30 protein-coding genes, 1 tRNA gene and 1 other RNA gene are annotated in these 26,913 nt (G+C 40.0%); 26 read left to right on the forward strand and 6 right to left on the reverse strand.

Going from position 1 to position 26,913, the window contains the following annotated elements; all coding sequences use genetic code 11:
• Positions 1-7 precede the first annotated feature (7 nt).
• The 4 genes from AB2B47_RS00270 (at position 8) to galE (ending at position 3,706) form a co-directional block, all read left to right on the forward strand.
• A complete protein-coding gene (locus AB2B47_RS00270; protein ID WP_006152487.1) occupies positions 8-685 on the forward strand; it encodes a tRNA (adenine(22)-N(1))-methyltransferase in 678 nt (225 codons plus the stop codon).
• Positions 672-1,469, forward strand: coding sequence for a Nif3-like dinuclear metal center hexameric protein (locus AB2B47_RS00275; RefSeq protein ID WP_320693363.1), 798 nt, complete (start codon positions 672-674; stop codon positions 1,467-1,469). The genes AB2B47_RS00270 and AB2B47_RS00275 overlap by 14 nt, the downstream gene beginning before the upstream one ends.
• A 16-nt stretch (positions 1,470-1,485) precedes the next feature.
• Positions 1,486-2,580, forward strand: coding sequence for an NAD(P)/FAD-dependent oxidoreductase (locus tag AB2B47_RS00280; protein WP_320693364.1), 1,095 nt, complete (start codon positions 1,486-1,488; stop codon positions 2,578-2,580).
• Between the two features lie 106 nt (positions 2,581-2,686).
• Positions 2,687-3,706, forward strand: coding sequence for a UDP-glucose 4-epimerase GalE (galE, locus tag AB2B47_RS00285; protein ID WP_006152548.1), 1,020 nt, complete (start codon positions 2,687-2,689; stop codon positions 3,704-3,706).
• Positions 3,707-3,956: 250 nt separating this feature from the next.
• On the opposite strand, the gene AB2B47_RS00290 is transcribed toward galE, so the two are convergent.
• Entirely contained in the window at positions 3,957-4,160 is a 204-nt protein-coding gene (locus AB2B47_RS00290; RefSeq protein ID WP_080561308.1) for a ferredoxin, read from the reverse strand.
• Between the two features lie 45 nt (positions 4,161-4,205).
• Between AB2B47_RS00290 and AB2B47_RS00295 the strand changes: the two genes are divergently transcribed.
• The 6 genes from AB2B47_RS00295 to pdxT all read left to right on the forward strand — a co-directional run bounded on the left by AB2B47_RS00295 (position 4,206) and on the right by pdxT (position 8,076).
• Positions 4,206-4,697: an SAG1386/EF1546 family surface-associated protein gene (locus AB2B47_RS00295; protein ID WP_006152479.1), complete on the forward strand. Its 492-nt coding sequence runs from the start codon at positions 4,206-4,208 to the stop codon at positions 4,695-4,697.
• Positions 4,698-4,705: 8 nt separating this feature from the next.
• The gene (gene cmk / locus AB2B47_RS00300) at positions 4,706-5,377 is read left to right on the forward strand and encodes a (d)CMP kinase (protein ID WP_006152522.1); all 672 of its coding nucleotides are present in this window, start codon (positions 4,706-4,708) and stop codon (positions 5,375-5,377) included.
• A gap of 138 nt (positions 5,378-5,515) precedes the next feature.
• The gene (locus AB2B47_RS00305; protein ID WP_006152514.1) at positions 5,516-5,854 is read left to right on the forward strand and encodes a zinc ribbon domain-containing protein YjdM; all 339 of its coding nucleotides are present in this window, start codon (positions 5,516-5,518) and stop codon (positions 5,852-5,854) included.
• Positions 5,855-5,856: 2 nt separating this feature from the next.
• Positions 5,857-6,489: a Pr6Pr family membrane protein gene (locus AB2B47_RS00310; RefSeq protein WP_006152552.1), complete on the forward strand. Its 633-nt coding sequence runs from the start codon at positions 5,857-5,859 to the stop codon at positions 6,487-6,489.
• Between the two features lie 138 nt (positions 6,490-6,627).
• Entirely contained in the window at positions 6,628-7,503 is an 876-nt protein-coding gene (gene pdxS, locus AB2B47_RS00315; RefSeq protein ID WP_006153788.1) for a pyridoxal 5'-phosphate synthase lyase subunit PdxS, read from the forward strand.
• Positions 7,504-8,076, forward strand: coding sequence for a pyridoxal 5'-phosphate synthase glutaminase subunit PdxT (gene pdxT / locus AB2B47_RS00320; protein ID WP_006152553.1), 573 nt, complete (start codon positions 7,504-7,506; stop codon positions 8,074-8,076).
• 32 nt (positions 8,077-8,108) lie between these two features.
• On the opposite strand, the gene trhA is transcribed toward pdxT, so the two are convergent.
• Complete coding sequence (gene trhA, locus AB2B47_RS00325) at positions 8,109-8,756, reverse strand: PAQR family membrane homeostasis protein TrhA (RefSeq protein WP_006152533.1); 648 nt, start codon at positions 8,754-8,756, stop codon at positions 8,109-8,111.
• Complete coding sequence (locus AB2B47_RS00330; protein ID WP_006152538.1) at positions 8,746-9,201, reverse strand: DUF1836 domain-containing protein; 456 nt, start codon at positions 9,199-9,201, stop codon at positions 8,746-8,748. The genes trhA and AB2B47_RS00330 overlap by 11 nt, the downstream gene beginning before the upstream one ends.
• Positions 9,202-9,335: 134 nt before the next feature.
• On the opposite strand from AB2B47_RS00330, the gene AB2B47_RS00335 reads away from it, so the two are divergent.
• The 7 genes from AB2B47_RS00335 (at position 9,336) to trxB (ending at position 13,691) form a co-directional block, all read left to right on the forward strand.
• Positions 9,336-9,836 (forward strand): GNAT family N-acetyltransferase, encoded by a 501-nt coding sequence (locus AB2B47_RS00335; RefSeq protein WP_006152489.1) that lies wholly within the window; start codon positions 9,336-9,338, stop codon positions 9,834-9,836.
• Between the two features lie 13 nt (positions 9,837-9,849).
• Positions 9,850-10,341 carry a methylated-DNA--[protein]-cysteine S-methyltransferase gene (locus tag AB2B47_RS00340; protein WP_006152476.1) on the forward strand — a complete coding sequence of 164 codons (492 nt, stop codon included), beginning with the start codon at positions 9,850-9,852 and terminating at the stop codon, positions 10,339-10,341.
• Between the two features lie 12 nt (positions 10,342-10,353).
• Positions 10,354-10,710 carry a Spx/MgsR family RNA polymerase-binding regulatory protein gene (locus tag AB2B47_RS00345; RefSeq protein ID WP_006152519.1) on the forward strand — a complete coding sequence of 119 codons (357 nt, stop codon included), beginning with the start codon at positions 10,354-10,356 and terminating at the stop codon, positions 10,708-10,710.
• Positions 10,711-10,866: 156 nt separating this feature from the next.
• Positions 10,867-11,667 carry an amino acid ABC transporter permease gene (locus AB2B47_RS00350; RefSeq protein ID WP_006152477.1) on the forward strand — a complete coding sequence of 267 codons (801 nt, stop codon included), beginning with the start codon at positions 10,867-10,869 and terminating at the stop codon, positions 11,665-11,667.
• A complete protein-coding gene (locus AB2B47_RS00355; protein ID WP_004253930.1) occupies positions 11,667-12,410 on the forward strand; it encodes an amino acid ABC transporter ATP-binding protein in 744 nt (247 codons plus the stop codon). The genes AB2B47_RS00350 and AB2B47_RS00355 overlap by 1 nt, the downstream gene beginning before the upstream one ends.
• A 79-nt stretch (positions 12,411-12,489) precedes the next feature.
• Positions 12,490-12,714: a DUF4059 family protein gene (locus AB2B47_RS00360; protein ID WP_006152536.1), complete on the forward strand. Its 225-nt coding sequence runs from the start codon at positions 12,490-12,492 to the stop codon at positions 12,712-12,714.
• A 65-nt stretch (positions 12,715-12,779) separates the two neighbouring features.
• Entirely contained in the window at positions 12,780-13,691 is a 912-nt protein-coding gene (gene trxB, locus AB2B47_RS00365; protein ID WP_006152471.1) for a thioredoxin-disulfide reductase, read from the forward strand.
• A gap of 179 nt (positions 13,692-13,870) precedes the next feature.
• On the opposite strand, the gene rlmB is transcribed toward trxB, so the two are convergent.
• On the reverse strand, positions 13,871-14,599 hold the full coding sequence (gene rlmB / locus AB2B47_RS00370) for a 23S rRNA (guanosine(2251)-2'-O)-methyltransferase RlmB (RefSeq protein ID WP_006148811.1): 729 nt from the start codon (positions 14,597-14,599) through the stop codon (positions 13,871-13,873).
• Between the two features lie 44 nt (positions 14,600-14,643).
• Entirely contained in the window at positions 14,644-15,255 is a 612-nt protein-coding gene (gene def, locus AB2B47_RS00375; protein ID WP_006152551.1) for a peptide deformylase, read from the reverse strand.
• Positions 15,256-15,402: 147 nt separating this feature from the next.
• Between def and AB2B47_RS00380 the strand changes: the two genes are divergently transcribed.
• The 5 genes from AB2B47_RS00380 to AB2B47_RS00400 all read left to right on the forward strand — a co-directional run bounded on the left by AB2B47_RS00380 (position 15,403) and on the right by AB2B47_RS00400 (position 20,255).
• Complete coding sequence (locus AB2B47_RS00380; protein WP_006152494.1) at positions 15,403-16,719, forward strand: CapA family protein; 1,317 nt, start codon at positions 15,403-15,405, stop codon at positions 16,717-16,719.
• A 23-nt stretch (positions 16,720-16,742) separates the two neighbouring features.
• The gene (locus AB2B47_RS00385) at positions 16,743-17,570 is read left to right on the forward strand and encodes a Cof-type HAD-IIB family hydrolase (RefSeq protein WP_025170366.1); all 828 of its coding nucleotides are present in this window, start codon (positions 16,743-16,745) and stop codon (positions 17,568-17,570) included.
• Position 17,571: 1 nt separating this feature from the next.
• Positions 17,572-18,207: an SGNH/GDSL hydrolase family protein gene (locus AB2B47_RS00390; RefSeq protein ID WP_006152545.1), complete on the forward strand. Its 636-nt coding sequence runs from the start codon at positions 17,572-17,574 to the stop codon at positions 18,205-18,207.
• 60 nt (positions 18,208-18,267) lie between these two features.
• Positions 18,268-18,615: a transfer-messenger RNA gene (ssrA, locus tag AB2B47_RS00395) on the forward strand.
• A 305-nt stretch (positions 18,616-18,920) separates the two neighbouring features.
• Positions 18,921-20,255 (forward strand): Nramp family divalent metal transporter, encoded by a 1,335-nt coding sequence (locus AB2B47_RS00400; protein ID WP_006152492.1) that lies wholly within the window; start codon positions 18,921-18,923, stop codon positions 20,253-20,255.
• 78 nt (positions 20,256-20,333) lie between these two features.
• Here AB2B47_RS00400 and AB2B47_RS00405 read toward each other — a convergent pair.
• Positions 20,334-20,421, reverse strand: a tRNA-Ser gene (locus AB2B47_RS00405).
• Between the two features lie 161 nt (positions 20,422-20,582).
• On the opposite strand from AB2B47_RS00405, the gene AB2B47_RS00410 reads away from it, so the two are divergent.
• The 4 genes from AB2B47_RS00410 (at position 20,583) to AB2B47_RS00425 (ending at position 26,613) form a co-directional block, all read left to right on the forward strand.
• Positions 20,583-21,323 carry a DeoR/GlpR family DNA-binding transcription regulator gene (locus tag AB2B47_RS00410; protein ID WP_006152490.1) on the forward strand — a complete coding sequence of 247 codons (741 nt, stop codon included), beginning with the start codon at positions 20,583-20,585 and terminating at the stop codon, positions 21,321-21,323.
• Positions 21,320-22,231, forward strand: a complete 912-nt coding sequence (gene pfkB / locus AB2B47_RS00415; protein ID WP_006152496.1) for a 1-phosphofructokinase — start codon at positions 21,320-21,322, stop codon at positions 22,229-22,231. The genes AB2B47_RS00410 and pfkB overlap by 4 nt, the downstream gene beginning before the upstream one ends.
• On the forward strand, positions 22,228-24,183 hold the full coding sequence (locus AB2B47_RS00420) for a PTS fructose transporter subunit IIABC (RefSeq protein WP_006152505.1): 1,956 nt from the start codon (positions 22,228-22,230) through the stop codon (positions 24,181-24,183). The genes pfkB and AB2B47_RS00420 overlap by 4 nt, the downstream gene beginning before the upstream one ends.
• A gap of 141 nt (positions 24,184-24,324) precedes the next feature.
• Positions 24,325-26,613 carry a DNA translocase FtsK gene (locus tag AB2B47_RS00425; RefSeq protein WP_414170454.1) on the forward strand — a complete coding sequence of 763 codons (2,289 nt, stop codon included), beginning with the start codon at positions 24,325-24,327 and terminating at the stop codon, positions 26,611-26,613.
• Positions 26,614-26,913 lie beyond the last annotated feature (300 nt).

The raw sequence follows: 26,913 nt of genomic DNA on the forward strand, positions 1-26,913 counted from the left end.
AGAGAAGATGATTTCAAAGAGATTAGAAACAGTAGCTTCTTTTGTTCCCCAAGGAGCTGTTTTGCTGGACGTCGGGAGCGACCATGCTTATCTACCGATTGAATTACTTGAAAAAGGTCATATTGAAGCTGCCATCGCGGGTGAAGTTGTAGAGGGGCCCTATCAATCTGCAGTTAGAAATGTTGAAAGTCATGGCTTGACTGAGAAAATTCAGGTTCGTTTAGCCAATGGTTTAGCAGCTTTCGAAGTAAGTGACCAGGTCTCTGTTATCACTATTGCAGGAATGGGTGGTCGTTTGATTGCTACGATATTAGAAGATGGTTTGGACAAACTAGCAACTGTTGAGCGATTGATTCTCCAACCCAATAACCGAGAAGACGAGTTGCGTAGCTGGTTACAGGACCATGGATTCCAGATTGTAGCCGAAAGCATTTTAGAGGAAGCTGGCAAATTTTACGAGATTATAGTAGTAGAAGCTGGTGAAATGACATTGTCAGCAAGTGACACCCGCTTTGGCCCTTTTCTATCTAAAGGACTTAGCCCCGTATTTGTCCAAAAGTGGCAAAAAGAAGCTGCTAAGCTTGAGTTTGCCCTTAGTCAAATTCCAGAAAAAAATCAAGAAGAACGTCAGGTTCTAGCAGATAAAATTCAAGCCATCAAGGAGGTGCTCCATGAAAGCAAGTGAAGTGATTAAGCGTTATGAAGCCTATTGCCCACAAGAATTTTCTATGGAAGGAGATAGTCGTGGTCTGCAAATTGGTACCTTAGACAAGGAAATTAAAAATGTCATGGTTTCCCTTGATATACGTGAAGATACAGTGGCAGAAGCTATTGAAAAGGGTGTAGATTTGATTATCGTTAAGCACGCGCCCATCTTCCGTCCGATAAAGGACTTGGTAGCTAGTCGCCCTCAAAATCAGATTTATATTGATCTTATCAAGCATGATATTGCAGTCTACGTTAGCCATACTAATATTGATATTGTTGAAAACGGCCTTAATGACTGGTTCTGCCAACTATTGGATATTAAGGATACAACTTTTCTACAGGAGACAGGTCCTGAATGTGGCATCGGGCGTATTGGCAATATTAAACCTCAAACGTTTGAAGAATTTGCTAGTCATGTTAAGGAAGTATTTGGTCTAGATAGCCTTCGTATGGTGTATTATAAAGAGACTGATTTGCAAAAAACAATCTCAAGAGTAGCTATTTGTGGTGGCAGTGGGCAGTCTTTCTACTCTGATGCTTTGGCAAAAGGAGCAGATGTTTACATTACTGGTGACATCTATTACCACACTGCCCAAGATATGTTGTCAGACGGCTTGTTGGCTCTGGATCCAGGCCACTATATTGAAGTTCTCTTTGTTGAAAAAATTGCAGCGTTTCTGAATGAATGGAAGGAAGAGAATGCTTGGTCTCTAGAGGTTATCGCAAGTCAAGCGTCCACCAATCCATTCCATCATATCTAGTTAGAAGGTAAAGACAATGAAAAAAGTTGCCATTGTAGGTGCAGGAATTGTAGGGGCCACAGCTGCCTACTATCTTTCTAAGGAAGCTGATATCGAAGTAACTGTTTTTGATTTTGGACATGGGCAAGCAACTAAGGCCGCGGCAGGAATTATTAGTCCCTGGTTTTCTAAACGACGCAATAAGGCTTGGTATAAGATGGCGCGCCTAGGAGCTGATTTCTATGTAGATTTATTAGCTGACCTAGAAAAATCGGGTCAAAAAGTTGATTTTTACCAAAGTTCTGGTGTCTTTCTTCTTAAAAACGATGACTCTAAGCTAGAGGAGCTCTATCAAATGGCTCTGCAACGTAGAGATGAATCTCCCTTGATTGGAGAATTAGCCATTTTGGACCAAGCGACTGCTAGTAACTTATTTCCCGGTCTAGAGGGATTTGAACGTTTACTCTATGCTTCTGGTGGAGCTCGATTAGATGGGCAACTCCTAGTGAGTCGCTTACTGGGAGCTAGTCAAGTGAAGGTCATAAATAAAGAGGTCAGTCTAACCCCTCTATCATCGGGCTATCAGATAGACAATCAAATGTTTGACCAAGTCATCTTATCCACAGGAGCTTGGCTTGGCAACATCTTAGAGCCCTTAGGATATGAGGTGGATGTTCGCCCACAAAAAGGTCAACTTCGAGATTACCAAGTGCCACAAGATATGGGAACTTACCCTGTAGTTATGCCGGAAGGTGAGTGGGATTTGATACCATTTCCCGGCGGTAAATTATCTCTAGGAGCTACCCATGAAAATGACATGGGATTTGACTTAGCAGTTGATGAGAATTTGCTCCAACAAATGGCTGAAGCAGCAAGTTCGTTTTATCCTAGCTTAAAAGATGCAATGATAAGTGGTGAACGTGTGGGGATTCGTGCTTATACGAGTGATTTTTCGCCGTTTTTCGGACAAGTGCCAAACTTGTCAGGAGTATTTGTTGCGAGTGGATTAGGATCATCAGGATTGACAACTGGACCCATTATAGGCTATCACCTAGCCCAAATGCTTCAAGGGGAAAGTGGAGTCTTGGATCCAGCGGATTATCCGACTGAAAGATATATTAAAGAGAAATAATCGTAAACTTTTTACCTAGTTTTTACGATAGGATTAGGATAGCAAATGACTTTCCCCATCAAAAATGGTAAAATGAAAAAAATAATTCAAGAATAGAGGAAAAATGATGCAAGAAAAGATTTTGGTAACAGGTGGAGCAGGTTTTATCGGAACTCACACTGTCATTGAACTGGTCCAAGCTGGACATCAAGTTGTCGTGGTGGATAACTTGGTTAACAGTAGCCGTAAAAGTTTAGAAGTAGTGGAAAGAATTACAGGAGTTGAGATTCCTTTTTATGAAGCTGATATCCGAGATACGGATACACTTCGTGACATTTTCAAACACGAAGAGCCAACAGGTGTGATTCATTTTGCGGGTTTGAAGGCAGTTGGTGAGTCAACTCGTATCCCTCTTGCCTACTATGATAACAATATTGCTGGTACAGTTAGCCTTTTGAAGGCAATGGAAGAAAACAACTGTAAGAACATTATCTTCAGTTCATCAGCAACAGTTTATGGAGATCCACATACTGTTCCAATCCTAGAAGATTTCCCACTTTCAGCTACCAACCCTTATGGCCGTACCAAGCTTATGCTGGAAGAAATCTTGACAGATATCCATAAAGCAGATTCAGAGTGGAACGTTGTCTTACTTCGTTACTTCAACCCAATTGGGGCGCATGAGAGTGGTGACCTAGGAGAAAATCCAAACGGCATTCCAAATAACCTTCTACCGTATGTAACACAAGTCGCAGTTGGTAAGTTAGAACAAGTTCAAGTCTTCGGAGATGACTACGATACTGAAGATGGAACAGGTGTTCGTGACTATATCCACGTCGTTGACTTAGCCAAAGGACACGTTGCCGCCCTTAAGAAGCTTCAAAAAGGCTCAGGACTCAATGTGTATAACCTTGGTACTGGAAAAGGCTACTCAGTTCTTGAAATTATCCAAAATATGGAAAAAGCTGTTGGGCGCCCAATTCCATACCGTATTGTTGAACGCCGCCCTGGTGATATTGCGGCCTGCTACTCAGACCCAGCAAAAGCTAAGGAAGAGCTCGGATGGGAAGCAGGACTTGGTATTACAGAAATGTGTGAAGATGCATGGCGTTGGCAAAGCAAGCATCCAAATGGATTTGAAGACTAATCGTTTGATTAAACAAAAAAGAGGAAGTAATTCCTCTTTTTTTATAACTTTATATGTGGTTGAAATAAAAAAATTGATTAGTGCTTAAGTGATAGAAAAATGTCTTAAAAGAACAGTTTATTTATTATTGAAATCCTGGAACAAATAAAAGTAAAATTGTATAAAAATAGCTAGCAAAAGACTATAATTTTCTAGAAAAATATGCTAAACTAGAGGGAGTGGAAATTAGAGATTGATGTTCCACCAAATTTTAAGATTCATCTATGATCAGAGCACGAGTAGGGCAATTTTTAACGGCTTCTAAAATGTCGTTGTTGCAAGCAATTTCTCGCTCTAATTGCTCAGATTCATCGTAAAAACGGACGATACCATTATCATGGTAATCAAATAATTCTGAATAAGTTTGGCAGAGCCCACAAGCGATGCAACGTTCAGGTATAAGTCTAATCTTCATATTTATATTGTAATAAGAAACTAAAAAAAACTCAAGGAGTAAGGTATGGAAAAGGAACCGTGGCAAGAAGATATTTATGAAAACCAAGAAGAGGAATCAAGAACAGAACGCCGTCAACGAAACAAAAAAGGTTCAGGTGTCGTTGCCAATCGTATTTTAACGGTTCTAGCTATTCTCTTCTTTGTGATTGTTGTTGGGATGGTAGTTGTATTGGTTTACTTGTCATCAGGCGGAAGTGATCGCACTTCAGCTTTGAAAGATTTTTATGATTCTTCAGCTCCAAAAGTAGAAGAAGTTACAACAGTGGCTACTACTGCGCAGTCAACAGAGTCAACAGAAGCAGAGAAAACTCAACAAGAACATACAGAGGCACATACTGATTCTGAAGGAACTATTACAGTTTTGCCAGGAGAAGGTGAAGCAGCGATTGCGGCTCGCGCTGGAATCTCTATTGCTCAACTTGAAGCCTTGAATCCTGGTCATATGTCTTCAGGAACTTGGTTTGCAAATCCTGGTGATGTCCTTAAGACAAGATAGGAGTGACAATGAAAACAATTCAGATTGCTATTGATGGGCCAGCTTCCAGTGGTAAGAGTACAGTAGCTAAGATTATTGCTAAGGACTTTGGCTATACTTATCTGGATACAGGCGCTATGTATCGTGCGGCGACTTACATTGCATTGAGAAACCAAATTAGCCCAGATGAGCCATCTCAACTTCTTGAATTATTGGAACAATATCCAATTAGCTTTGGCCGCGCTGAAACAGGAGAACAGCTTGTTTTTGTTGGAGATGTTGATGTAACAAATCCAATCCGAGAAAATGAAGTAACCAACGCTGTTTCTGCTTTTGCAGCGATTCCAGCTGTTCGTGAAAAATTGGTAGCCCTTCAGCAAGAAATTGCCCGACAAGGTGGTATCGTTATGGATGGCCGCGATATTGGAACAGTAGTCTTGCCTCAGGCTGAATTGAAAATTTTTCTAGTAGCATCTGTAGATGAGCGTGCGGAACGTCGTTACAAGGAAAATCTTTCAAAGGGAATCGAAACAGATTTGGAAACTTTGAAAGAAGAGATTGCTGCGCGTGATTATAAAGATAGTCATCGTGAAACTTCACCTCTCAAGCAAGCTGAGGATGCAATCTATTTGGATACGACTGGCCTCTCTATTTTAGAAGTTGTTGAAAAAATTAAATCAGAAGCTCAAAAACATTTATAAGAACTATAAAAACGATGAACTGAATTTCGGTTTGTCGTTTTTTATCATAATTTGTCAAATAGTCTGTTTTAAGGTATAATAGTTGCTGTTGAAGAAAATTTGACATTCAAATAATCATAAATTTTTTAAGGAGATAACATGAGTCAATTACCAAATTGCCCAAAATGTAATTCAGAATATGTATATGAAGATGGCGCACTTCTAGTTTGTCCAGAATGTGCTTACGAGTGGAATCCTGCTGAGCAAGCAGAAGCAGAAGAAGGCATTGTTGCCATCGATGCAAATGGGAACAAACTAGCTGATGGAGATACAGTAACCTTGATTAAAGATTTGAAGGTTAAAGGGGCTCCTAAAGACCTCAAACAAGGAACTCGTGTGAAAAACATCCGTATTGTTGAAGGTGACCACAATATTGACTGTAAGATTGATGGTTTTGGTGCTATGAAGCTTAAATCAGAATTTGTGAAGAAGATTTAATCATGATTAAAAATGAAAAAGTAATATTTTATAGTCGTATCTTTTTATTTATAGCAGCCTTTACCGGTGTATACTTGGAGATTACCAAGCGCGGTGGTTTAGGGATGTTGCTATACTACACAGTACTTTCTAACCTTTTGGTTGTACTTTTTACAGCTTATCTTTTGTTAAAGATGCGTAGTGGTGGTGATAGTTGGCAGAGTTCTGGTATTCTACGTCTCAAAGGTGGCGTCACTATGAGTATCATGATTACCTGCGTCATCTATCATTTCATGCTAGCTCCATTGACGACAGATTTTTACCGTTTGGAAAATTTCCTTTGCCATTATATTGTCCCTCTCTGCTTTTTAGCAGATACAATTATTTTTGATAAGAGTCGTCAATATAAGTTAGTTGATCCCATGCTTTGGACTAGCCTTCCTTTGCTTTATATGATTTTTGCCCTTTTAAACGGTTTTGTTTTAAAGATGGATGTCCCTAATGCTAAGGATAGTCCCTTCCCTTATTTCTTTTTGAATGCTACCAAACATGGTTGGGGCTTTGTCTTTAAATGGGCAGCAACTATCTTTGTTGCCTACATGGTTTCAGGATATCTCTTTTATCTTGTGAAAAGTATTAAGAAATCTAAGAATTAAAAGTACCCAATGTGGGTGCTTTTTTTGTGATAGAGATAATTGTACCCGGACAAATCGATTTATTTTATCTTGTTATGCAGTCTTTTATACCTTACAATAAAACTGTAGCTACCAATACAACTATTGAGGATGAAAAAAATGACTGAAAATCGTTATGAATTAAATAAGAATTTAGCACAGATGCTTAAGGGTGGCGTCATCATGGATGTCCAAAACCCTGAACAAGCAAGAATTGCTGAGGCTGCAGGTGCGGCAGCAGTTATGGCTTTGGAACGAATCCCAGCTGATATTCGTGCGGCTGGTGGAGTTTCTCGCATGAGCGATCCAAAGATGATCAAGGAAATCCAAGAAGCAGTCAGCATTCCAGTTATGGCTAAGGTTCGAATTGGGCATTTTGTTGAAGCTCAGATTTTAGAAGCTATTGAGATTGACTATATCGATGAGAGCGAAGTTCTATCTCCAGCTGACGATCGTTTCCATGTGGACAAGAAAGAATTTCAAGTTCCTTTTGTTTGTGGTGCTAAAGACCTAGGAGAAGCCTTGCGCCGTATCGCTGAAGGAGCTTCTATGATCCGTACAAAAGGGGAACCAGGAACAGGAGACATCGTTCAGGCGGTTCGTCATATGCGTATGATGAATCAAGAAATTCGCCGCATTCAAAACCTCCGTGAGGACGAGTTATATGTTGCTGCAAAAGAACTCCAAGTACCTGTAGAATTAGTTCAATATGTCCACGAACATGGGAAATTACCAGTTGTTAACTTTGCGGCTGGAGGAGTCGCAACACCAGCGGACGCTGCTCTTATGATGCAGCTAGGTGCGGAAGGCGTCTTTGTTGGCTCAGGGATTTTCAAGTCAGGTGATCCTGTTAAACGTGCGGCAGCAATTGTCAAAGCTGTTACCAATTATCAGAATCCTCAAATTCTGGCTCAAATCTCTGAAGATTTGGGAGAAGCCATGGTTGGTATCAATGAGAATGAAATCCAAATTCTCATGGCGGAGCGAGGAAAATAGATGAAAATCGGAATCTTGGCCTTGCAAGGTGCCTTTGTAGAACACGAGAAAATGCTTGCTCAACTAGGAGTTGAAAGTATTGAACTGCGAAACCTAGAAGATTTTCAGCAATATCGAAGTGAGCTATCAGGTTTGATTTTGCCAGGCGGTGAGTCAACGGCCATGGGGAAACTATTGCGAGATCAGCAGATGCTCATTCCTATAAGAGAGGCTATTCTAGGTGGCTTACCAGTCTTTGGAACTTGTGCGGGTTTAATTTTGCTAGCAAAACAAATCACTTCTCAAGAGGAAAGTCATCTAGCGACCATGGATATAGTAGTAGAGCGCAATGCCTATGGACGTCAGCTAGGAAGCTTTTATACAGAAGCTGACTGCAAGGGCGTTGGTAAAATTCCAATGACCTTTATCCGTGGCCCGATTATCAGTAGTGTTGGTGACGGTGTTGATGTTCTAGCGATTGTGAACAATCAAATCGTTGCGGCACAAGAAAAGAATATGCTGGTAACCTCCTTTCATCCTGAATTGACAAATGATCTTCGTTTGCATCAGTACTTTATGAATATGTGTAAATAAAAAAAGAAGTTGGGATTTTTCCAACTTCTTTTTTACATGTAATAAACAATAGCAATATATTGGAGAGCAGAGGCTGCTAGAATGAAGAGATGCCAAATCATATGGAAGTATGGTTTCTTTTTAGCGTAGAATCCAGCGCCAACTGTATAGCAAAGGCCACCTGATACCATAAGACTCCAAAACATTGGACTTGTCTGACTGATGATTGCTGGTAAGATAGCCAATACAAGCCATCCCATGATGAGGTAAAGGATGAGACTGAATTTTTCATTGACCTTCTTGGCAAAGATTTTATAAAGAATACCGAAAATAGTTGTCCCCCACTGAATGGCGATAATCAGATAACCAAACCAGTTATTCATCAAGGTCAAAACGACAGGAGTATACGAGCCAGCAATGGCAACATAAATCATAGAATGGTCAATAATTCGTAACACATATTTATGAGTTGAACCATAAGCCATAGAATGATAAATAGTTGATGATAAGAACATGAGAAAGAGACTGATGACGAAGATGGAAACACCGATAGACGATAAGAAACCATGCACCTCATAACTGTAAGTAGATGAAATGGGTAGTAGGATGAGCATGATAAATGCTCCTACAGCATGGGTGACACTGTTGGCAATTTCTTCTCCAAAACTAAGTCGTTTACTAAGTTTGAAACTAGTATTCATTTGTTTCCTCCTTTTCGGTTTCTGTATAGACTAGTGCAAGTGTTTGATGATAGAGTTTGACCGTTTGGCAGCTTGCCTGAATAATGGGATTAGCTGGATCAATATCTTCATTCATATAGTCCACAAATGCATTGTAAAGTTCTTCTGAATTAGTGTCTGTGTGTAGGGTATTAAGGGTTTGAGCAATTTCTTGGATAGAAAAAACAGACTTGAGAGTGGTAATAGCAATCAATCGTGCGATTTGTTTGCGTTGGTATTTTTTCTTTTCAGGTTTACTGATATAACCGTGTTTGACATAGTTGTTCACCATGGATGCTGTCAAACCTTTCTCCTTGTCAGGAGAAGCTGGAGGACAGATTTGATTGACATAAAGCAGAACCTGGTCCAGATAGAGATTGATACTTGGAATTTCTTCCCATTTTGGATAGGAAAAAGAGGTATTCATTTTCAACTCCTTTTTATCTAGTTTTGATAACTAGATTATAAAATATTAGAAATAATAAGTCAAGTTTCAAGTGCTTGTAGAAAGAAATAATTTATGCTATGATGAGAGAAAATAGTATGAAAAGAGGATAAATGATGGAGATTCGCTTAGCCTTTCCAAACGAAGTTGATGCAATTATGCAAGTGATTGAGGGAGCCAAGAAATGTTTGGCAGAAGCTGGTAGCACTCAGTGGCAAAACGGCTACCCAGATGCAGATACCATTATTGAAGATATCATCTCTGGTAAAGCTTATGTAGCCCTAGACGAAGGGGACCTCTTAGCCTATGCAGCAGTGACTAAGAGCCCAGAAAAAGCTTATGAAGCAATTTATGATGGCAACTGGGAGGGAAATGAAGCAGAATACTTAGTATTTCACCGTATTGCTGTTGCTAGAGATGCGCAAGGTCAAGGTGTTGCTCAGACCTTTTTAGAAGGCTTGGTTGAAGGCTTCGATTACCTAGATTTTCGTTCAGATACGCACGCTAAAAACATAGCCATGCAGCATATCTTTGAAAAACTGGGCTTCAAACAGGTTGGTAAAGTTCCAGTAGACGGGGAACGCTTGGCCTATCAAAAATTAAAATCAAATGCCTAAGAAGTATGTAAAGATGCTATACAAGTCACCGATTGGTTCCCTATCTCTGGTAGCAGATGACCACTATTTGTTTGGGATATGGATTGAAGAAGAGAGCGATTTTGAGAAGGGATTATCTGAAAATGATGTGACTGTTGTTGACAGTCATCCCATTTTAAATCAAATTACTTCCTATTTAGAGATTTATTTTAAGGGGCAAGATCAAGACTTATCTGAAATGCCTTTAGCTCCTGTCGGTAGTGACTTTGAAAAAAGAGTCTGGAACTACTTGCGTGGAATTCCTTTTGGTCAGACTGTTACTTATGGGCAAATAGCTAAGGACTTGCAGGTGGCTTCCGCCCAAGCAGTCGGAGGAGCAGTAGGTCGCAATCCCTGGTCTATCCTTGTACCTTGTCACCGTGTGCTAGGTGCTGGAGGACGTCTGACAGGCTATGCTTGGGGGCTCGAAAAGAAGGCTTGGCTCTTGAGGCATGAAGGTGCAAGTTATCAAGAAAATAAAAAATAGAAAGAGAAGAAAATGTTAGAATTTATCGAATATCCAAAATGTACAACTTGTAAAAAAGCTAAGAAAGAATTAGATCAACTCGGACTAGAATATAAAGACGTTCATATCGTTGAAGAGACTCCGAGTGAAGAGGTCATTTTAAACTGGCTCGAAACTTCGGGATTTGAATTGAAGCAATTTTTTAATACTAGTGGAATCAAATATCGTGAACTCGGATTGAAAGATAAGGTTGGAACATTGTCAAACAAAGAAGCAGCCAAACTCTTGGCTAGTGATGGTATGTTATTAAAACGTCCAATACTTGTTGAAAATGGTCTTGTAAAACAAATTGGCTACCGTAAGACATACAATAACTTGGATTTGAATTAGTTTTTTTCTATCTCCTTGATAGATAATATATATAACCTCCCACTTTTAAAGTATGATAAACTAGAAGGTAGATGAAATCTGATATGCTCGTAGCAAATATTTTTAATTAGAGCATAAGTATGATAGAATGAATCATTATCTTGAGAGGATGTTTCTATGAATGTTACAACGATTTTAGCATCTGATTGGTATCAAAATTTGATGCAATATATTCCAGATGGCAAACTTTTTAGTTGGCGTTCTGTCTTTGATGGGATCCCAAGAATTGTACAGCAATTACCTACAACATTGATGTTAACGGTATTTGGTGCCTTTTTTGGTATCATGCTAGCCCTAATATTTGCTATCGTTAAAATCAACCGAGTTAGATTTATATACCCATTACAAGCCTTTTTTGTAAGTTTCTTAAAAGGAACTCCAATTTTAGTTCAACTAATGTTGACTTATTATGGGATTCCACTAGCTTTGAAAGCCTTGAATCAACAATGGGGAACTTCTCTAAACATTAATGCTATTCCAGCAGCAACATTTGCGATTGTAGCATTTGCTTTTAACGAAGCGGCCTATGCTAGTGAAACCATTCGTGCGGCAATTCTTTCTGTAAATCCAGGGGAAATTGAAGCAGCTCGAAGTCTTGGTATGACACGTGGTCAAGTTTACCGTCGTGTGATTATTCCCAATGCAGCAGTAGTGGCAACACCAACCTTGATAAACTCCTTGATTGGCTTGACCAAGGGGACTTCCCTAGCCTTTAGTGCAGGTGTTGTAGAAGTCTTTGCCCAAGCTCAGATTTTGGGTGGTGCAGACTATCGTTACTTTGAACGTTTTATCTCAGTTGCCCTTGTCTACTGGGTAGTAAATATCGTTATTGAAAATCTTGGCCGTTTCATTGAAAGAAAAATGGCTATTACAGCACCAGATAATGTTGAGACAGATGTGAAAGGAGAGCTTCGCTAATGATTAAAATTTCAAATTTAAGCAAATCCTTTTCAGGTCAAACTGTTTTGGATCATCTGAATTTAGATATTCAAAAAGGAGAGGTTGTTGCCTTAATTGGTTCTTCAGGAGCTGGGAAATCAACTTTTCTTCGTAGCCTAAACTATCTAGAAACTCCTGATAGTGGAAGTATTCAGATTGATGATTTCAAAGTTGATTTTTCTCAAATTACGCAAGAAGAAATTCTAACTCTTCGTCGCAAACTATCGATGGTTTTCCAACAGTTTAATTTATTTGAGCGTAGAACAGCGCTAGACAATGTTAAAGAAGGCTTGGTGGTAGTTAAAAAACTATCGGACGAAGAAGCGACTGAAATTGCTAAGGAAGAGCTAGCTAAGGTTGGGCTTTCTGATCGTGAACAGCATTATCCGCGTCACTTGTCAGGGGGGCAAAAACAACGGGTAGCTATAGCGCGTGCCCTAGCCATGAAACCAGACGTCTTACTCTTGGATGAACCAACTTCAGCACTGGACCCAGAATTGGTTGGTGAGGTAGAAAGATCGATTGCCAATGCTGCAAAATCAGGTCAAACCATGGTTTTGGTTAGTCATGATATGTCATTTGTTGCTCAAGTGGCTGATAAGGTTTTATTCTTGGATAAAGGAAAGATTATTGAATCTGGAACACCGGATGAGATTATCAACCATCCTAAAGAAGAACGAACAAAAGAGTTCTTTGCTAGTTACAAACGGACCTATATTTGATATAATAGAAGATAAGAAAAACTCAGTTGGCTAAGCTAACTGGGTTTGCTCTTTAAAAATAATAGAAATGAGAGAGAGCATGCTAGTTCAGCTATTTGCTTTGTATTTAGAGAGTTTGGTTTTGACGATTTTACTAGTCTTGGTTGTCTTAGGGATTTGGATTGGTTTAAGAGCTCTATCAGGTGTGGATAAAACTGCCAAGGAGCGTCAGGCTCACCTCTATGATATGATTATGATTGGAGTTCTAACAATTCCAGTATTGTCTTTTGCAACCATGAGCATCTTGTTGGTTCTCAAGGCGTAATAGTTGTCAAATAGGATTTTATCCGTTAGAATAATAATAGTTACAACAAGAAAGAAGGAAATAGAATGTACGATACGATTATTATCGGTGCAGGTCCTGCTGGGATGACTGCAGCCTTGTATGCAGCTCGCAGCAATCTCAAAGTAGCTTTGATTGAAGGTGGCCTTCCTGGCGGTCAGATGAACAACACTTCTGACATTGAAAACTATCCAGGTTATGCTAACATTAGTGGACCTGAGTTATCGGAAAAGATGTTTGAACCTCTTGAAAATCTAGGTGTTGAGCATCTCTATGGCTTTGTAGAAAATATTGAGAACCATGGTGACGTTAAGAAAGTAATCACAGACAATGAAGAATTTGAAACTCGCACAGTTATCGTAGCGACTGGTTCTAAGCATCGACTCTTAGGCGTTCCAGGTGAAGAAGAACTGAACAGTCGAGGAGTTTCCTACTGTGCGGTTTGTGATGGAGCCTTTTTCCGTGACCAAGATTTGTTGGTTGTAGGTGGAGGAGATTCGGCTGTTGAAGAAGCAATTTTCTTAACACAGTTCGCCAAATCTGTAACCATCGTTCACCGTCGTGATGAACTTCGTGCTCAAAAAGTCTTGCAAGATCGCGCCTTTGCTAATGAAAAAATCAACTTCATTTGGGATTCTGTTGTCAAAGAAATCAAGGGTGAAAACCGTGTGGAGTCAGTTGTCATTGAAAATGTTAAAACAAATCAAGTGACTGAACATGCCTTTGGAGGTGTCTTCATCTATGTTGGTTTAGATCCAGTTAGCGATTTTACAAAAGATTTACAAATCCAAGATGAGTCAGGTTGGATTGTGACAGATGACCACATGAAGACAAGTGTTGCAGGTGTCTTTGCAGTTGGAGATGTTCGTCAGAAAGACCTTCGCCAAGTTACAACAGCAGTTGGAGATGGTGCTATTGCAGGTCAAGAAGCCTATAAATATATTACTGAACATAGTTAAAAAGGCGGTGGGACAGAAATCGATAGACAAAGTCTCGATTTCGTAGTCCCAGCCCCGCGAGGATGATTAGGAGCTTTTTGGAGTCTAAAAGACGAACAAAAAGTTCAATCAGCTACCGCGTCAAAGTTTGATTGTTAATAAAAAGTGAGGTCGGGATCTTTTGTCCCAACCTCACTTTTTTATAATCGATTGCGGAAGACTTCGTACATAAGAATAGCAGCAGCAACGCTTGCATTGAGACTCTGTACATGTCCATTCATTGGAATAGTGATCATCTCGTCCACTTGCTTTTTGATGTTACTTGAGATACCTTTTCCTTCATTTCCGATAATGAGGGCGACCTTTCCACTGGTGTTCCATTTATGGCAAGGAGTTCCATTCATATCAGTTCCAAAGGTCCAAAAGCCCTCTTCTTTAAGTTTGTCCAAGGTTTGGCTGAGGTTGGTCACGCGAGCGATAGGCACATGCTCGATGGCACCCGTTGCTGTTTTTGCAACGACAGGAGTAACACCAACAGCTCGATGCTTAGGAATAATGACGCCTGAAACATTGGTTGCATCGGCTGTTCTTAGGATAGAACCTAAGTTATGAGGGTCAGTTAGTCCATCTAGAATTAATAGTAGTGGGTTTTCTTCTTGACGAGTCTGAGCAAGAATCTGCTCAAGTTCAGTATAGGCAAATTCAGAAACACGTAGGACAAAACCTTGGTGGACAGCTCCTTCAGTCATCTCGGAAAGTGATTTTTTTGAAGTCCAAGAGATGGATACTTTCTTTTCAGTCGCCAGTTCCTTGACTTTTTCTACATTCTTACCTCGTAAATCATCCTGGAGATAGAGTTTGTTTCCAGTATTTGCTAACAGTGCTTCGGTAACGGCGTGAACGCCATAGACAATATCATTTGTTTTCATGGCTCTATTATAACATAAAACCCCGTTGTCGAACGGGATTTTCTTTATTCCAGAATGAGTAAACCTTCTTTGACTGCGAAAGGATCCTTTTCATTGATACGATCATAAAACATAATACCATTTAAGTGGTCGATTTCATGTTGTACAACGATGGAGTTGTAGCCTTTTAGCTTGATGCGATGCTTTTCGCCATCTTTGTCAAAGTAGTCGACAGTTACTCGAGCATGGCGGATAACATAACCTGGGACAGCACGATCGACTGATAGGCAACCTTCTCCCTCTCCTAGAGCAGCGTCTTGGACTGAGTGTGAGACAATCTTAGGATTGTACATAACAGCTTGTAAGTCATAGGCTTCTTGAGGTGTTTCACCTTCCTCGGTGATATTAGGAACTAAAACAGCAATGATGCGTTTTGAGATATCTAATTGTGGTGCAGCAAGTCCTACTCCTCCACGTAGCCCTAACTTTTCAGCCATAACTGGGTCTTGCGAATGTTTCAAAAATTGCATCATTTTCTCACCAAGAATGATATCTTGATCACTCAATGGGAAAGTGACTTCCTCGGCAACTGCACGTAGGGTTGGATTGCCCTCGCGGATAATATCTTTCATGTCAATTAAATGTGAAGCTTTTGTAATACGTTCTATAGCAGACATCTTCTCTCCTTCCTTCCATTACAATTCCATGATAACACAAAATAGTTGAGAATGAAAGTCACAGAAATTGTTAATAAAGGGAAATAGCTATTTGTCTGTGGTATAATAAGGTAAGGAGACTTGCATCAAAAAGCAAGGAGAAAAGATATGGAAAAACGTAGTAGAAGAATAAAGCAATCAGGATTACCAGTTGTCAGAGAGTCTATCCAATTTTTCAAAAAATATCAACAGTGGAGTAATAAAACCTTTGTTGTTGTGTTGTTGATTGTTGTTGCGATTTCGATGGCTTTGACTTTATTAGCTCAAGGAATTGAGGGAGTTCCATTGTGGAATAGGAATGCACCTGCAGTGAGTCAGAATTCAGATTCTAAAGGTCAGAATTCCGTAACGGAAGAAGAAACGAGTGTGCGCATCATGGCAAATGGTGACCTCCTCTATCATATTCCGATTTATCGAACTGCCCTAAAAGAAGATGGTACTTATGATTTTCATGAAAATTTTGAGTATGTAAAACCTTGGCTCAAGCAAGCAGATTTAGTTATCGGTGACTTTGAAGGAACCGTAAATAAAGACCACTATCTTGCAGGTTATCCTTTGTTTAATGCACCTGGAGAAGTCATGGGGGCTATAAAGGATGCTGGTTACCAAGTGTTAGACTTGGCTCACAATCATATCTTAGATTCTCAGATTGAGGGAGTTTTTTCAACTGCTGATGCTATCGAAAAAGCTGGAATGACTCCAATCGGAGTTTACACCCAAGAACCAAGAGATAAGGCGCCTATCGTCATCAAGGAAGTCAAGGGCATAAAAGTTGCTCTTCTAGCTTATTCTTATGGTTTTAACGGTATTGAAGAATACATTTCTAAAGAAGACTACGACAATCATCTTTCTGACCTCAACGAAGAAAAAATGAAGGCAGAAATTGAACGAGCTGAAAAAGAAGCAGATATAACGGTTGTTATGCCTCAGATGGGAATTGAGTATCAATTAGAACCAACAGAAGAGCAAAAGGAACTCTACCATAAAATGATCGATTGGGGGGCTGATATTATCTTCGGTGGACACCCTCACGTTGTTGAACCAGCTGAGACAGTTGAAAAAGACGGGGATAAGAAACTCATAATCTACTCTATGGGGAATTTCCTATCAAATCAGCGTATTGAAACCATGCAGGATGAGGAAAATGCCAAATGGACAGAACGTGGCGTTCTCATGGACGTGACTATTAAGAAAAAAGCAGGAAAGACTACGATTGAGACTGCTAAAGCCCATCCTAGCTGGGTTAATAGGACACCAAAAGGAACTTATTCTCCAGAAGGTTATCCACTCTATCTATACCAGACCTATATCTTAGATGATTTCATTGAGGGTGGGAAATATCGTAGCCAGTTAGATGATGAAACCAAGGAACGCATTGATACAGCCTACAAAGAAATGAATGAGCATGTAGGTTTGAAATGGTAGCAATGGAGAGCGAGAAGAAAAAGATGGACATTAGAGTAATTGCGACGGATATGGATGGCACCTTGTTAGACCCCAAGGGACAACTGGATCTACCTCGTCTAGAAAAAATTTTGGACAAGCTGGACCAATGTGATATTCGTTTTGTCATTGCAACGGGAAATGAAGTTCATCGTATGAGACAATTACTGGGACATTTAGCAGAGAGAGTGGTTCTCGTAGTTGCTAACGGTGCTCGAATATTCGAGAACAATGAATTGATTCAAGCACAAACTTGGGATGATGCCATGGTTGATAGAGCTTTAGCTCACTTTAAAGGTAGAGAATGTCAGGATCAGTTTGTTGTAACTGCTATGAATGGTGGTTTTGTCAAAGAAGGTACAGTTTTTACAGAACTTGATAAATTTATGACTCCAGAGATGATTGAAAAGCTCTATCAACGAATGCAATTCGTCGATGAATTTGACTCTAATCTCTTCGGTGGTGTTCTCAAGATGAGTATGGTTGTTGGTGAAGAACGATCCGAATCGGTTTTACAGGAAATTAATGACCTATTTGATGGGCATGTGCGAGCTGTTTCCAGCGGTTATGGTTGTATTGATATCTTACAAGATGGGATTCATAAAGCGTGGGGGTTAGTAGAATTGCTCAAACGTTGGAACTTAAAACCTGAACAAATCATGGCCTTTGGTGATAGTGAAAATGACATTGAAATGTTAGAGTTGGCAGGAATTTCATACGCTATGGAAAATGCAGAAGAGGCTGTTAAGAGAGTTGCGACAAAAGTAGCTCCAGCTAACAGTAAGGCGGGTGTTTACCAAGTTTTAGAAAACTGGCTAGAAAGAGGAGAATAACTTGGCAGTACAGCTATTAGAAAACTGGCTCTTAAAAGAGCAGGAAAAAATTCAAACCAAGTATCGTGAACTCAATCAGATTTCGGTCATTGAACCAGATATCATCTTTATTGGAGATTCTATTGTGGAGTATTATCCCTTACAGGAATTGCTAGGGACAACAAAGACCATTGTAAATAGAGGTATTCGAGGCTATCAAACTGGACTTTTACTAGATAACCTTGATGCCCACCTCTATGGTGATACAGTGGATCAAATCGTGCTTTTGATTGGGACCAATGACATTGGAAAAGATGTTCCAATGAGTCAAGCACTAACCAATCTCGAAAGTGTGATTCAAAGTATTTCTCGTGACTATCCGCTGTCACAGATTAAGCTAGTTTCTATTCTGCCAGTTCATCAAGGGGAAGAATACAAACAGACAGTTTATATTCGTACAAATGAGAAAATCAAGGCCTGGAACCAAGCCTATCAAGAGTTAGCTTCTGCATACATGCAGGTAGAATATGTGTCTGCTTTTGAAGAGCTACTCGATCAGGAAGGGCAACTCAAATCTGACTATACAACAGATGGGCTTCACCTTAGCGTTTCTGGCTATCAGGCTCTATCAGAAACCTTGAAAACTAGACTTTTCTAGACATCTACTTGCATTTTTGCTTTTTTAACCTAGATAAGGTATAATATCTTTATAGTCTTTGGGGTCGTTACGGATTCGACAGGCATTATGAGGCATATTTTGCGACTCGTGTGGCGACGTAAACGCTCAGTTAAATATAACTGCAAAAAATAACACTTCTTACGCTCTAGCTGCCTAAAAACCAGCAGGCGTGACCCGATTCGGATTGCTCGTGTCTGATGATGGGTCTTATTATTAGCGAGATACGATCAAGCTTTGTCTAGCAGTTTGGTAAGAGATTTATAGACTCGCAGTTCCTAGGCTTGAGTTATGTGTCGAGGGATTGTTAAAACAATACATAACCTATGGTTGTAGACAAATATGTTAGCAGGTGTTTGGACGTGGGTTCGACTCCCACCGGCTCCATTGATAATTTACATTGTTTTGTAAATCTTTCTAAAACGTTGTTTTTACAACGTTTTTTATTTTATTCTTTGGTATTCTTTTGCAAAAAAAGAATACAACATTTTGTTGTATCCTAAATATTAAATCAAGTCCTGAATTTTCTTAAGTTTTTATCATATTTTCTGTTATAATTAAGGTGCCTTAAGAAAAATAATGAAAAAACTAAATGTTTTTCATATAGTTTTCATTGTTTTAATAGTTTAAAGTCAATCTTATTTTTCTCTAATAGAAAATAATGAAAAAGTAGGTTTAGAAAGAGGTAAGTATCTATGTCTTCTCATAAAAAAGTGTCACTCTCTGAGATTAATCAATCTATCGATACTCCAAATAACAATCATTTCTGGCAAAATTTAAAGGCCTTTTTAGGTCCGGGTGCTCTTGTCGCAGTTGGTTATATGGATCCAGGAAACTGGATTACCAGTGTAGTCGGTGGTGCTTCCTATAAGTATAGTCTCTTGTTTGTTATCTTGATTTCATCTCTCATTGCCATGCAACTTCAGCAGATGGCAGGAAAGCTTGGTATTGTAACCCAGATGGACCTGGCTCAAGCAACGGCTCATCATTCACCTAAATGGCTTCGTTATAGTCTATGGGTGATTTTAGAATTAGCCTTGATGGCGACAGATCTGGCAGAAGTTCTAGGTTCAGCGATTGCTCTCAATCTTCTCTTTAAGATTCCGATTATGATAGCAATTCTCTTGACCGTGTTGGATGTTTTTCTCTTATTGCTTCTGATGAAATTTGGCTTTAAGAAGATTGAAGCTATTGTGACAACACTGATTTTAACGATTTTAGCAATCTTTACTTATCTAGTAGCCTTGTCACACCCAAGTTTCCAAGGAATCGTTGAAGGTTATCTGCCAAATGCAACCTTATTTGAAAGTCCCTTGCCAGGGCATGAAAGTCAATTAACCTTGGCACTAGGGATCGTGGGAGCAACGGTTATGCCCCATAACCTCTATTTGCATTCTTCCTTGTCTCAAACTCGGAAAATCAATCACAAGGACAAGAATGATGTTCGAAAAGCCGTGCGCTTTATGACCTGGGATTCAAATCTCCAATTATCCTTGGCCTTTGTGGTTAACTCCCTTCTATTAATTCTCGGGGCGGCTCTCTTTTTCGGCCATGCATCTGAGATTTCTGCCTTCTCTCAAATGTATAATGCCTTGCAGGATTCTACTATTGCAGGAGCTATAGCTAGCTCGACCTTATCAACCTTGTTTGCCTTGGCTTTATTAGCCAGTGGTCAAAATTCGACTATCACAGGTACCTTGACAGGACAAATCGTTATGGAAGGATTCTTGCATATGCGATTGCCTCAGTGGTTCATTCGTTTGGCAACTCGTCTCTTTGCCTTGTTGCCTGTCATGATTGTAGCGGTTGTGTTTGGTCATCAGGAAAAAACCTTGGATCAGTTATTGGTCTATTCGCAGGTCTTTCTTTCAATCGCTCTTCCGTTTTCAATCTTCCCTTTGATTTATCTAACTTCTAAGAAATCACTGATGGGCGAATTTACCAATGCCAAATGGAATACCATCCTTGGTTATATTGTTTCCATTATCTTAACAATTCTCAATGTGAAATTGTTATTTGATATTTTCTAAGAAATTCACCCGAGTTATAAAACAAGTATATAAGAAAAAAGATACCCAAGAAATCTTGGGTATCTTTTTGAAAATAAACGGAAGACATGGGATTCGAACCCACGCACGCTTTAACACGCCTACCGCGTTTCCAACACGGCCTCTTAAGCCTCTTGAGTAATCTTCCAATACTTACTAACCTAGTCTACCATAAAGCCTTCTTTCTTGCAAATTTATTTAAAGTTGAGGAGTCGGCGATAGAAAATGAAAGAAAGTGACAAAAAATGCTTGACTTTGATTTTTTTTATGATAAAATGAATAATGTAATCGTTAACAGGAGGTAAACTAATGCTAAAAAGTGAGAGAAAAAAGTTGATTTTAGAAGAATTGAAACAGCATAAAATCGTCTCTCTAGAGAAATTGGTAGGCTTGTTAGATACTTCAGAATCAACGGTCAGACGTGATTTAGATGAATTGGAGTCTGAAAATAAACTTCGTCGAGTGCATGGAGGAGCAGAGTTGCCTCACTCCTTGCAAGAAGAAGAAACCATTCAAGAAAAATCTGTCAAAAACCTTCAAGAGAAAAAGTTGATTGCTCAAAGAGCATCTTCCCTCATCAAAGAAAAAGATGTTATCTTTGTGGATGCAGGAAGTACGACAGCATTTCTCATTAAAGAATTGGAGCGAAAAGACATTACAGTAGTAACTAATTCCATTCACCATGCGGTTCAATTAGTGGATAAGCAAATTCCAACAGTCATTATCGGTGGTGGAGTCAAGATGACAACTGATGCCAGTATCGGAGGAGTAGCTCTCAATCAGATTAACCAACTGCACTTTGATCGTGCCTTTATTGGTATGAACGGTGTAGATGAAGGTTACTTTACAACTCCAGATATGGAGGAGGGCGCCGTCAAGCGTGCTATCTTAGAAAATTCTAAACAGACATATGTTCTAGCAGATTCATCCAAGATTGGTCAGTCTTGTTTCGCTAAGGTAGCTCCTATAAAACGTGCTATTGTCATTACAAGCAAGGGTCACGAGCTCTTGTCAGCTATCAAAGAGAAAACGGAGGTAATAGAAGTATGATTTATACAGTCACACTCAATCCATCTATAGACTACATTGTCCGTTTGGACAAAGTGGAAGTTGGTAGTGTTAATCGTATGGATAGTGATGATAAGTTTGCTGGCGGTAAAGGTATCAATGTTAGCCGTGTCTTGAAGCGTTTGGATATTCCAAATACAGCGACAGGTTTCATCGGAGGCTTTACTGGAAAATTTATCACAGATACTTTAGCTGAAGAACAAATTGAAACGCAATTTGTCCAAGTGGCAGAAGATACGCGTATCAATGTCAAAATCAAAGCAGACCAAGAAACTGAAATCAATGGGACAGGTCCTAATGTTGAGCCCGAACAACTTGAAGAGTTAAAAGCCATTCTTTCAAGTCTCACAGCAGAAGATACAGTTGTATTTGCAGGTTCGAGTGCTAAAAACTTGGGTAATGTCATCTATAAGGATTTGATTGCCTTGACCCGTCAGACAGGCGCACAAGTAGTCTGTGACTTTGAAGGTCAAACCTTGATTGATAGTTTGGATTATCAACCACTTTTGGTCAAACCAAATAATCATGAACTGGGAGCTATCTTTGGAGTCAAGCTTGAAAGCCTTGATGAAATAGAGAAATACGCTCGAGAATTGCTGGCTAAGGGTGCTCAAAACGTGATTATCTCTATGGCTGGTGATGGTGCCCTTCTGGTAACATCAGATGGAGCATACTTTGCTAAACCAATCAAGGGAACAGTGAAAAACTCAGTGGGGGCTGGTGACTCTATGGTTGCTGGATTTACGGGTGAGTTTGTCAAATCAAAAGATGCAGTAGAAGCCTTCAAGTGGGGAGTGGCTTGTGGAACAGCAACTACCTTCTCAGATGATTTAGCAACTGCAGCATTTATTAAAGAAACTTATGAAAAAGTTGAGGTAGAAAAAAGATGAGAATTCAAGATTTATTGAGAAAAGATGTGATGTTGCTTGATTTGCAAGCAACTGAAAAAAGAGCAGCTATCGAAGAAATGATTCATAGCTTGGTTGAACACGGATACGTAACAGATTTTGAAACCTTTAAAGAAGGAATTTTAGCGCGTGAAGCTTTGACTTCTACAGGTTTGGGTGACGGTATCGCAATGCCCCACAGCAAAAATGCTGCAGTTAAAGAAGCAACAGTTCTCTTTGCTAAGTCAAACAAGGGTGTTGACTACGAAAGTTTAGACGGGCAACCAACTGACCTCTTCTTTATGATTGCGGCTCCAGAAGGTGCCAATGATACTCACTTGGCTGCCTTGGCAGAATTGTCACAATATTTGATGAAAGACGGATTTGCTGATAAACTTCGTCAAGTAACATCAGCTGATCAAGTCATTGAACTCTTTGACCAAGCTTCAGAAAAAGCTCAAGAACCAGTTCAAGCTCCTGCAAATGAATCTGGTGACTTTATCGTAGCAGTTACAGCTTGTACAACAGGAATTGCCCACACATACATGGCCCAAGAAGCTCTTCAAAAAGTGGCTGCGGAAATGGGTGTTGGTATCAAGGTTGAAACCAATGGTGCTAGCGGTGTTGGCAACAAATTGACAGCAGAAGATATTCGTAAAGCTAAAGCTGTCATCATTGCTGCGGATAAAGCAGTTGAGATGGATCGTTTCGATGGTAAACCATTGGTCAACCGTCCAGTTGCAGACGGTATCCGTAAGACAGAAGAGTTGATCAACTTGGCTCTTTCTGGTAATGCTGAAGTCTACCGAGCAACTAACGGAGCACAAGCTTCAACAGCTTCTAACGAAAAACAAAGTCTAGGTGGTGCCTTCTACAAACACTTGATGAGTGGTGTATCACAAATGTTGCCATTCGTTATTGGTGGTGGTATCATGATTGCCCTTGCCTTCTTGATTGATGGTGCTTTGGGTGTGCCTAATGAGAGCCTTGGAAATCTTGGTTCTTACCATGAACTCGCTTCTATGTTCATGAAAATCGGTGGTTCTGCCTTTGGTTTGATGTTGCCAGTATTTGCAGGATATGTTGCCTACTCAATCGCTGAAAAACCAGGTTTGGTAGCCGGTTTCGTAGCTGGTGCTATCGCTAAAGAAGGTTATGCCTTTGGTAAAATCCCTTACGCTCAGGGTGGTGAAGCAACTTCAGCCCTTGCAGGGGTATCATCAGGTTTCCTTGGAGCTCTTGTTGGTGGATTCATCGCTGGTGCCTTGGTGCTCTTGGTTAAGAAATACGTGAAGGTTCCTCGCTCCCTTGAAGGTGCTAAATCAATCCTTCTCTTGCCACTTTTTGGAACAATCTTGACAGGCTTTGTCATGCTAGCTGTTAATATCCCAATGGCCGCAATCAACACTGGTATGAACAACTTCCTTGGTGGTCTTGAAGGTGGATCAGCTGTCCTTCTTGGAGTCGTTCTTGGAGGAATGATGGCTGTCGACATGGGTGGACCTGTCAATAAAGCAGCCTACGTCTTTGGTACTGGTACTCTTGCAGCAACAGTGGCAACAGGTGGTTCAGTAGCCATGGCAGCAGTTATGGCTGGAGGAATGGTTCCACCACTTGCAATCTTTGTGGCAACACTTCTCTTCAAGAATAAATTTACCAAAGAAGAACGTAACTCTGGTTTGACGAACATCGTTATGGGCTTGTCATTCATCACTGAAGGTGCGATTCCATTTGGTGCAGCAGACCCCGCTCGTGCAATCCCAAGCTTCATCCTTGGTTCAGCGGTAGCAGGTGGACTCGTTGGTCTTGCAAATATCAAACTCATGGCTCCTCACGGAGGAATCTTCGTTATCGCCCTTACTTCAAATGCTCTTCTTTACCTTGTCTTTGTCTTGGTAGGAGCAATTGTCAGTGGTGTAGTTTACGGTTACCTTCGTAAACCATTAGAAAAATAATCACAAATACATTCAAATGACTGAACACGAAAGTGGGCAGTCATTTTTTTAACCCCTCGAAAAGTTTCTGAAATATGATATAATAGAAGCATGGCAAACAAGAATACAACTAAAACAAGACGCAGACCGTCTAAAGCAGAATTGGAAAGAAAACAAGCGATTCAACGAATGCTGATTTCTTTAGCTTTGGCTATATGTTTAATTTTTGCAGCCCTCAAATGGGGAGCTGTCGGAATCACTGTTTATAACCTGATTCGCTTACTCGTAGGGAGTTTAGCATACTTAGCTATTTTCTCTCTCTTGATTTATCTATTCTTCTTTAAATGGATTCATAAACAAGAAGGCTTGCTAGCAGGTTTCTTCTTTATTTTTGCAGGCTTGCTCCTCATCTTTCAAGCTTATCTTGTCTGGAAGCTTAGCATGGCAAATGCTGTTTTTCAAGGAACGATTGGACAAATCTTTAAAGATTTAACCAGTTTTCAAGTAACCAGTTTTGCAGGGGGAGGCTTGTTAGGGGTAGGTCTCTACATTCCGGTAGCCTTTTTGTTCTCAAACATCGGTACCTATTTCATAGGGGCAATCTTAATCCTAATCGGAGCTCTTTTAATGAGTCCATGGTCTATCTATGATATTGCTGATTTTCTTTCAGCTCGATTTACTATCTGGATGGAACGCCGTGAACAGAGAAAACAAGAACGCTTTATCAAGCGTGAAGAAGAAAAAGCACGAAGAGAAGCAGAAGAGCAAGCAAGACTTGAAAAAGAAAGAGAAGAGCAGGCTTTGCTTGACATGCAGCCTGTAGATATGGAAACTGGAGAAATCTTATCAGACGAACCACTGCAAGCATTTCCTCCACTTCCAGAGGAGGAATGGCTAGAACCTGAGATTATTCTCCCGCAAGCTGATTTTGATTACCCTGAAGAAGGGGACTATCCAGAAGAAGAAGTTTTCTCTGAAGAAGATGATGATGATGACGAAGAGGTTGAAGTAGATTTTTCTGCTAAAAAGACCTTGGAGTATAAGCTTCCAAGCTTGCAACTCTTTGCGCCAGATAAACCAAAAGATCAGTCAAAAGAAAAGAAAATCGTTCGAGAAAATATTAAAATTTTGGAAGAGACCTTCGCAAGTTTTGGTATCAAGGTAACAGTTGAGCGTGCTGAAATCGGTCCGTCGGTGACCAAGTATGAGGTTAAACCTGCAGTTGGTGTCCGTGTCAACCGTATTTCCAATCTAGCAGACGATTTAGCTTTGGCTTTGGCTGCTAAAGATGTCCGTATCGAAGCACCGATTCCTGGGAAATCCTTGGTAGGTATCGAAGTTCCTAACTCGGAAATTGCAACTGTATCCTTCCGTGAGCTTTGGGAACAATCTCAAACAAAACCTGAAAATCTTTTAGAAATTCCTCTTGGGAAAGCAGTCAATGGTACGGCTCGTAGTTTTGATTTGGCAAAAATGCCTCACTTGCTAGTGGCCGGTTCTACAGGTTCTGGTAAATCCGTTGCAGTTAATGGCATTATCGCAAGTATTTTGATGAAGGCCCGCCCTGACCAGGTTAAGTTTATGATGGTGGACCCTAAGATGGTTGAGCTTTCAGTATACAACGATATCCCTCATCTCTTGATTCCAGTTGTGACCAACCCTCGTAAGGCCAGTAAGGCCCTTCAAAAAGTCGTTGATGAGATGGAAAACCGCTACGAACTTTTCGCCAAAGTCGGAGTTCGAAATATTGCCGGTTTCAATGCTAAAGTTGAGGAATTCAACGCTCAATCAGAGTACAAACAAGTACCTCTACCTTTAATCGTCGTGATTGTGGATGAGTTGGCTGACCTCATGATGGTTGCTAGCAAGGAAGTAGAAGATGCCATTATCCGACTTGGACAGAAGGCGCGTGCGGCTGGTATTCACATGATTCTTGCAACCCAGCGTCCTTCAGTGGATGTTATCTCTGGTTTGATTAAGGCCAATGTACCATCACGTGTAGCCTTCGCGGTTTCTTCAGGAACGGATTCACGTACGATTTTGGATGAAAATGGTGCGGAGAAATTACTCGGCCGAGGGGATATGCTCTTTAAGCCAATTGATGAAAACCATCCTGTTCGTCTCCAAGGTTCCTTTATCTCTGATGATGATGTGGAACGTATCGTAAACTTCATTAAGGCTCAAGCTGATGCGGATTATGATGAAAGCTTTGACCCAGGAGAAGTATCTGAGACAGAAGGTGATTTTGGCTCTAGCGATGATGGTGGAGATCCACTTTTCGAAGAAGCCAAGGCACTTGTTATTGAAACTCAAAAAGCAAGTGCATCCATGATTCAGCGCCGTCTATCTGTTGGTTTTAACCGAGCCACTCGATTGATGGAAGAATTAGAGATGGCTGGAGTTATTGGTCCTGCTGAAGGGACAAAACCTCGAAAAGTCTTACAACAATAAATTGTTTGAAAATAGAATAAAAATTCAAGAAATTACCTTTCGAAAATCGGGAAAATCTACTCTAATTTTTCGAAGGTGATTTCTTTTTTTATGCCTATGATTATAGGTATTCTTGTAGTAAAAAAACTTTCAGTTTGGTTCGGGTTTTAGATTTTACTTTTACTAATTTTAACTAATAAAGTATTGATTTTTAAACTGGTTTTTGATATATTAAAATGGTATAAGAAATATTTATATGTTTAAAAAATAAGCGAAAAAAATGAAGGGGGTTATTTTTTTAAGACGAAATGCAAACGCTTA

It is taken from the genome of Streptococcus wuxiensis (assembly GCF_040888245.1).
GTDB classification, from domain to species: domain Bacteria; phylum Bacillota; class Bacilli; order Lactobacillales; family Streptococcaceae; genus Streptococcus; species Streptococcus wuxiensis.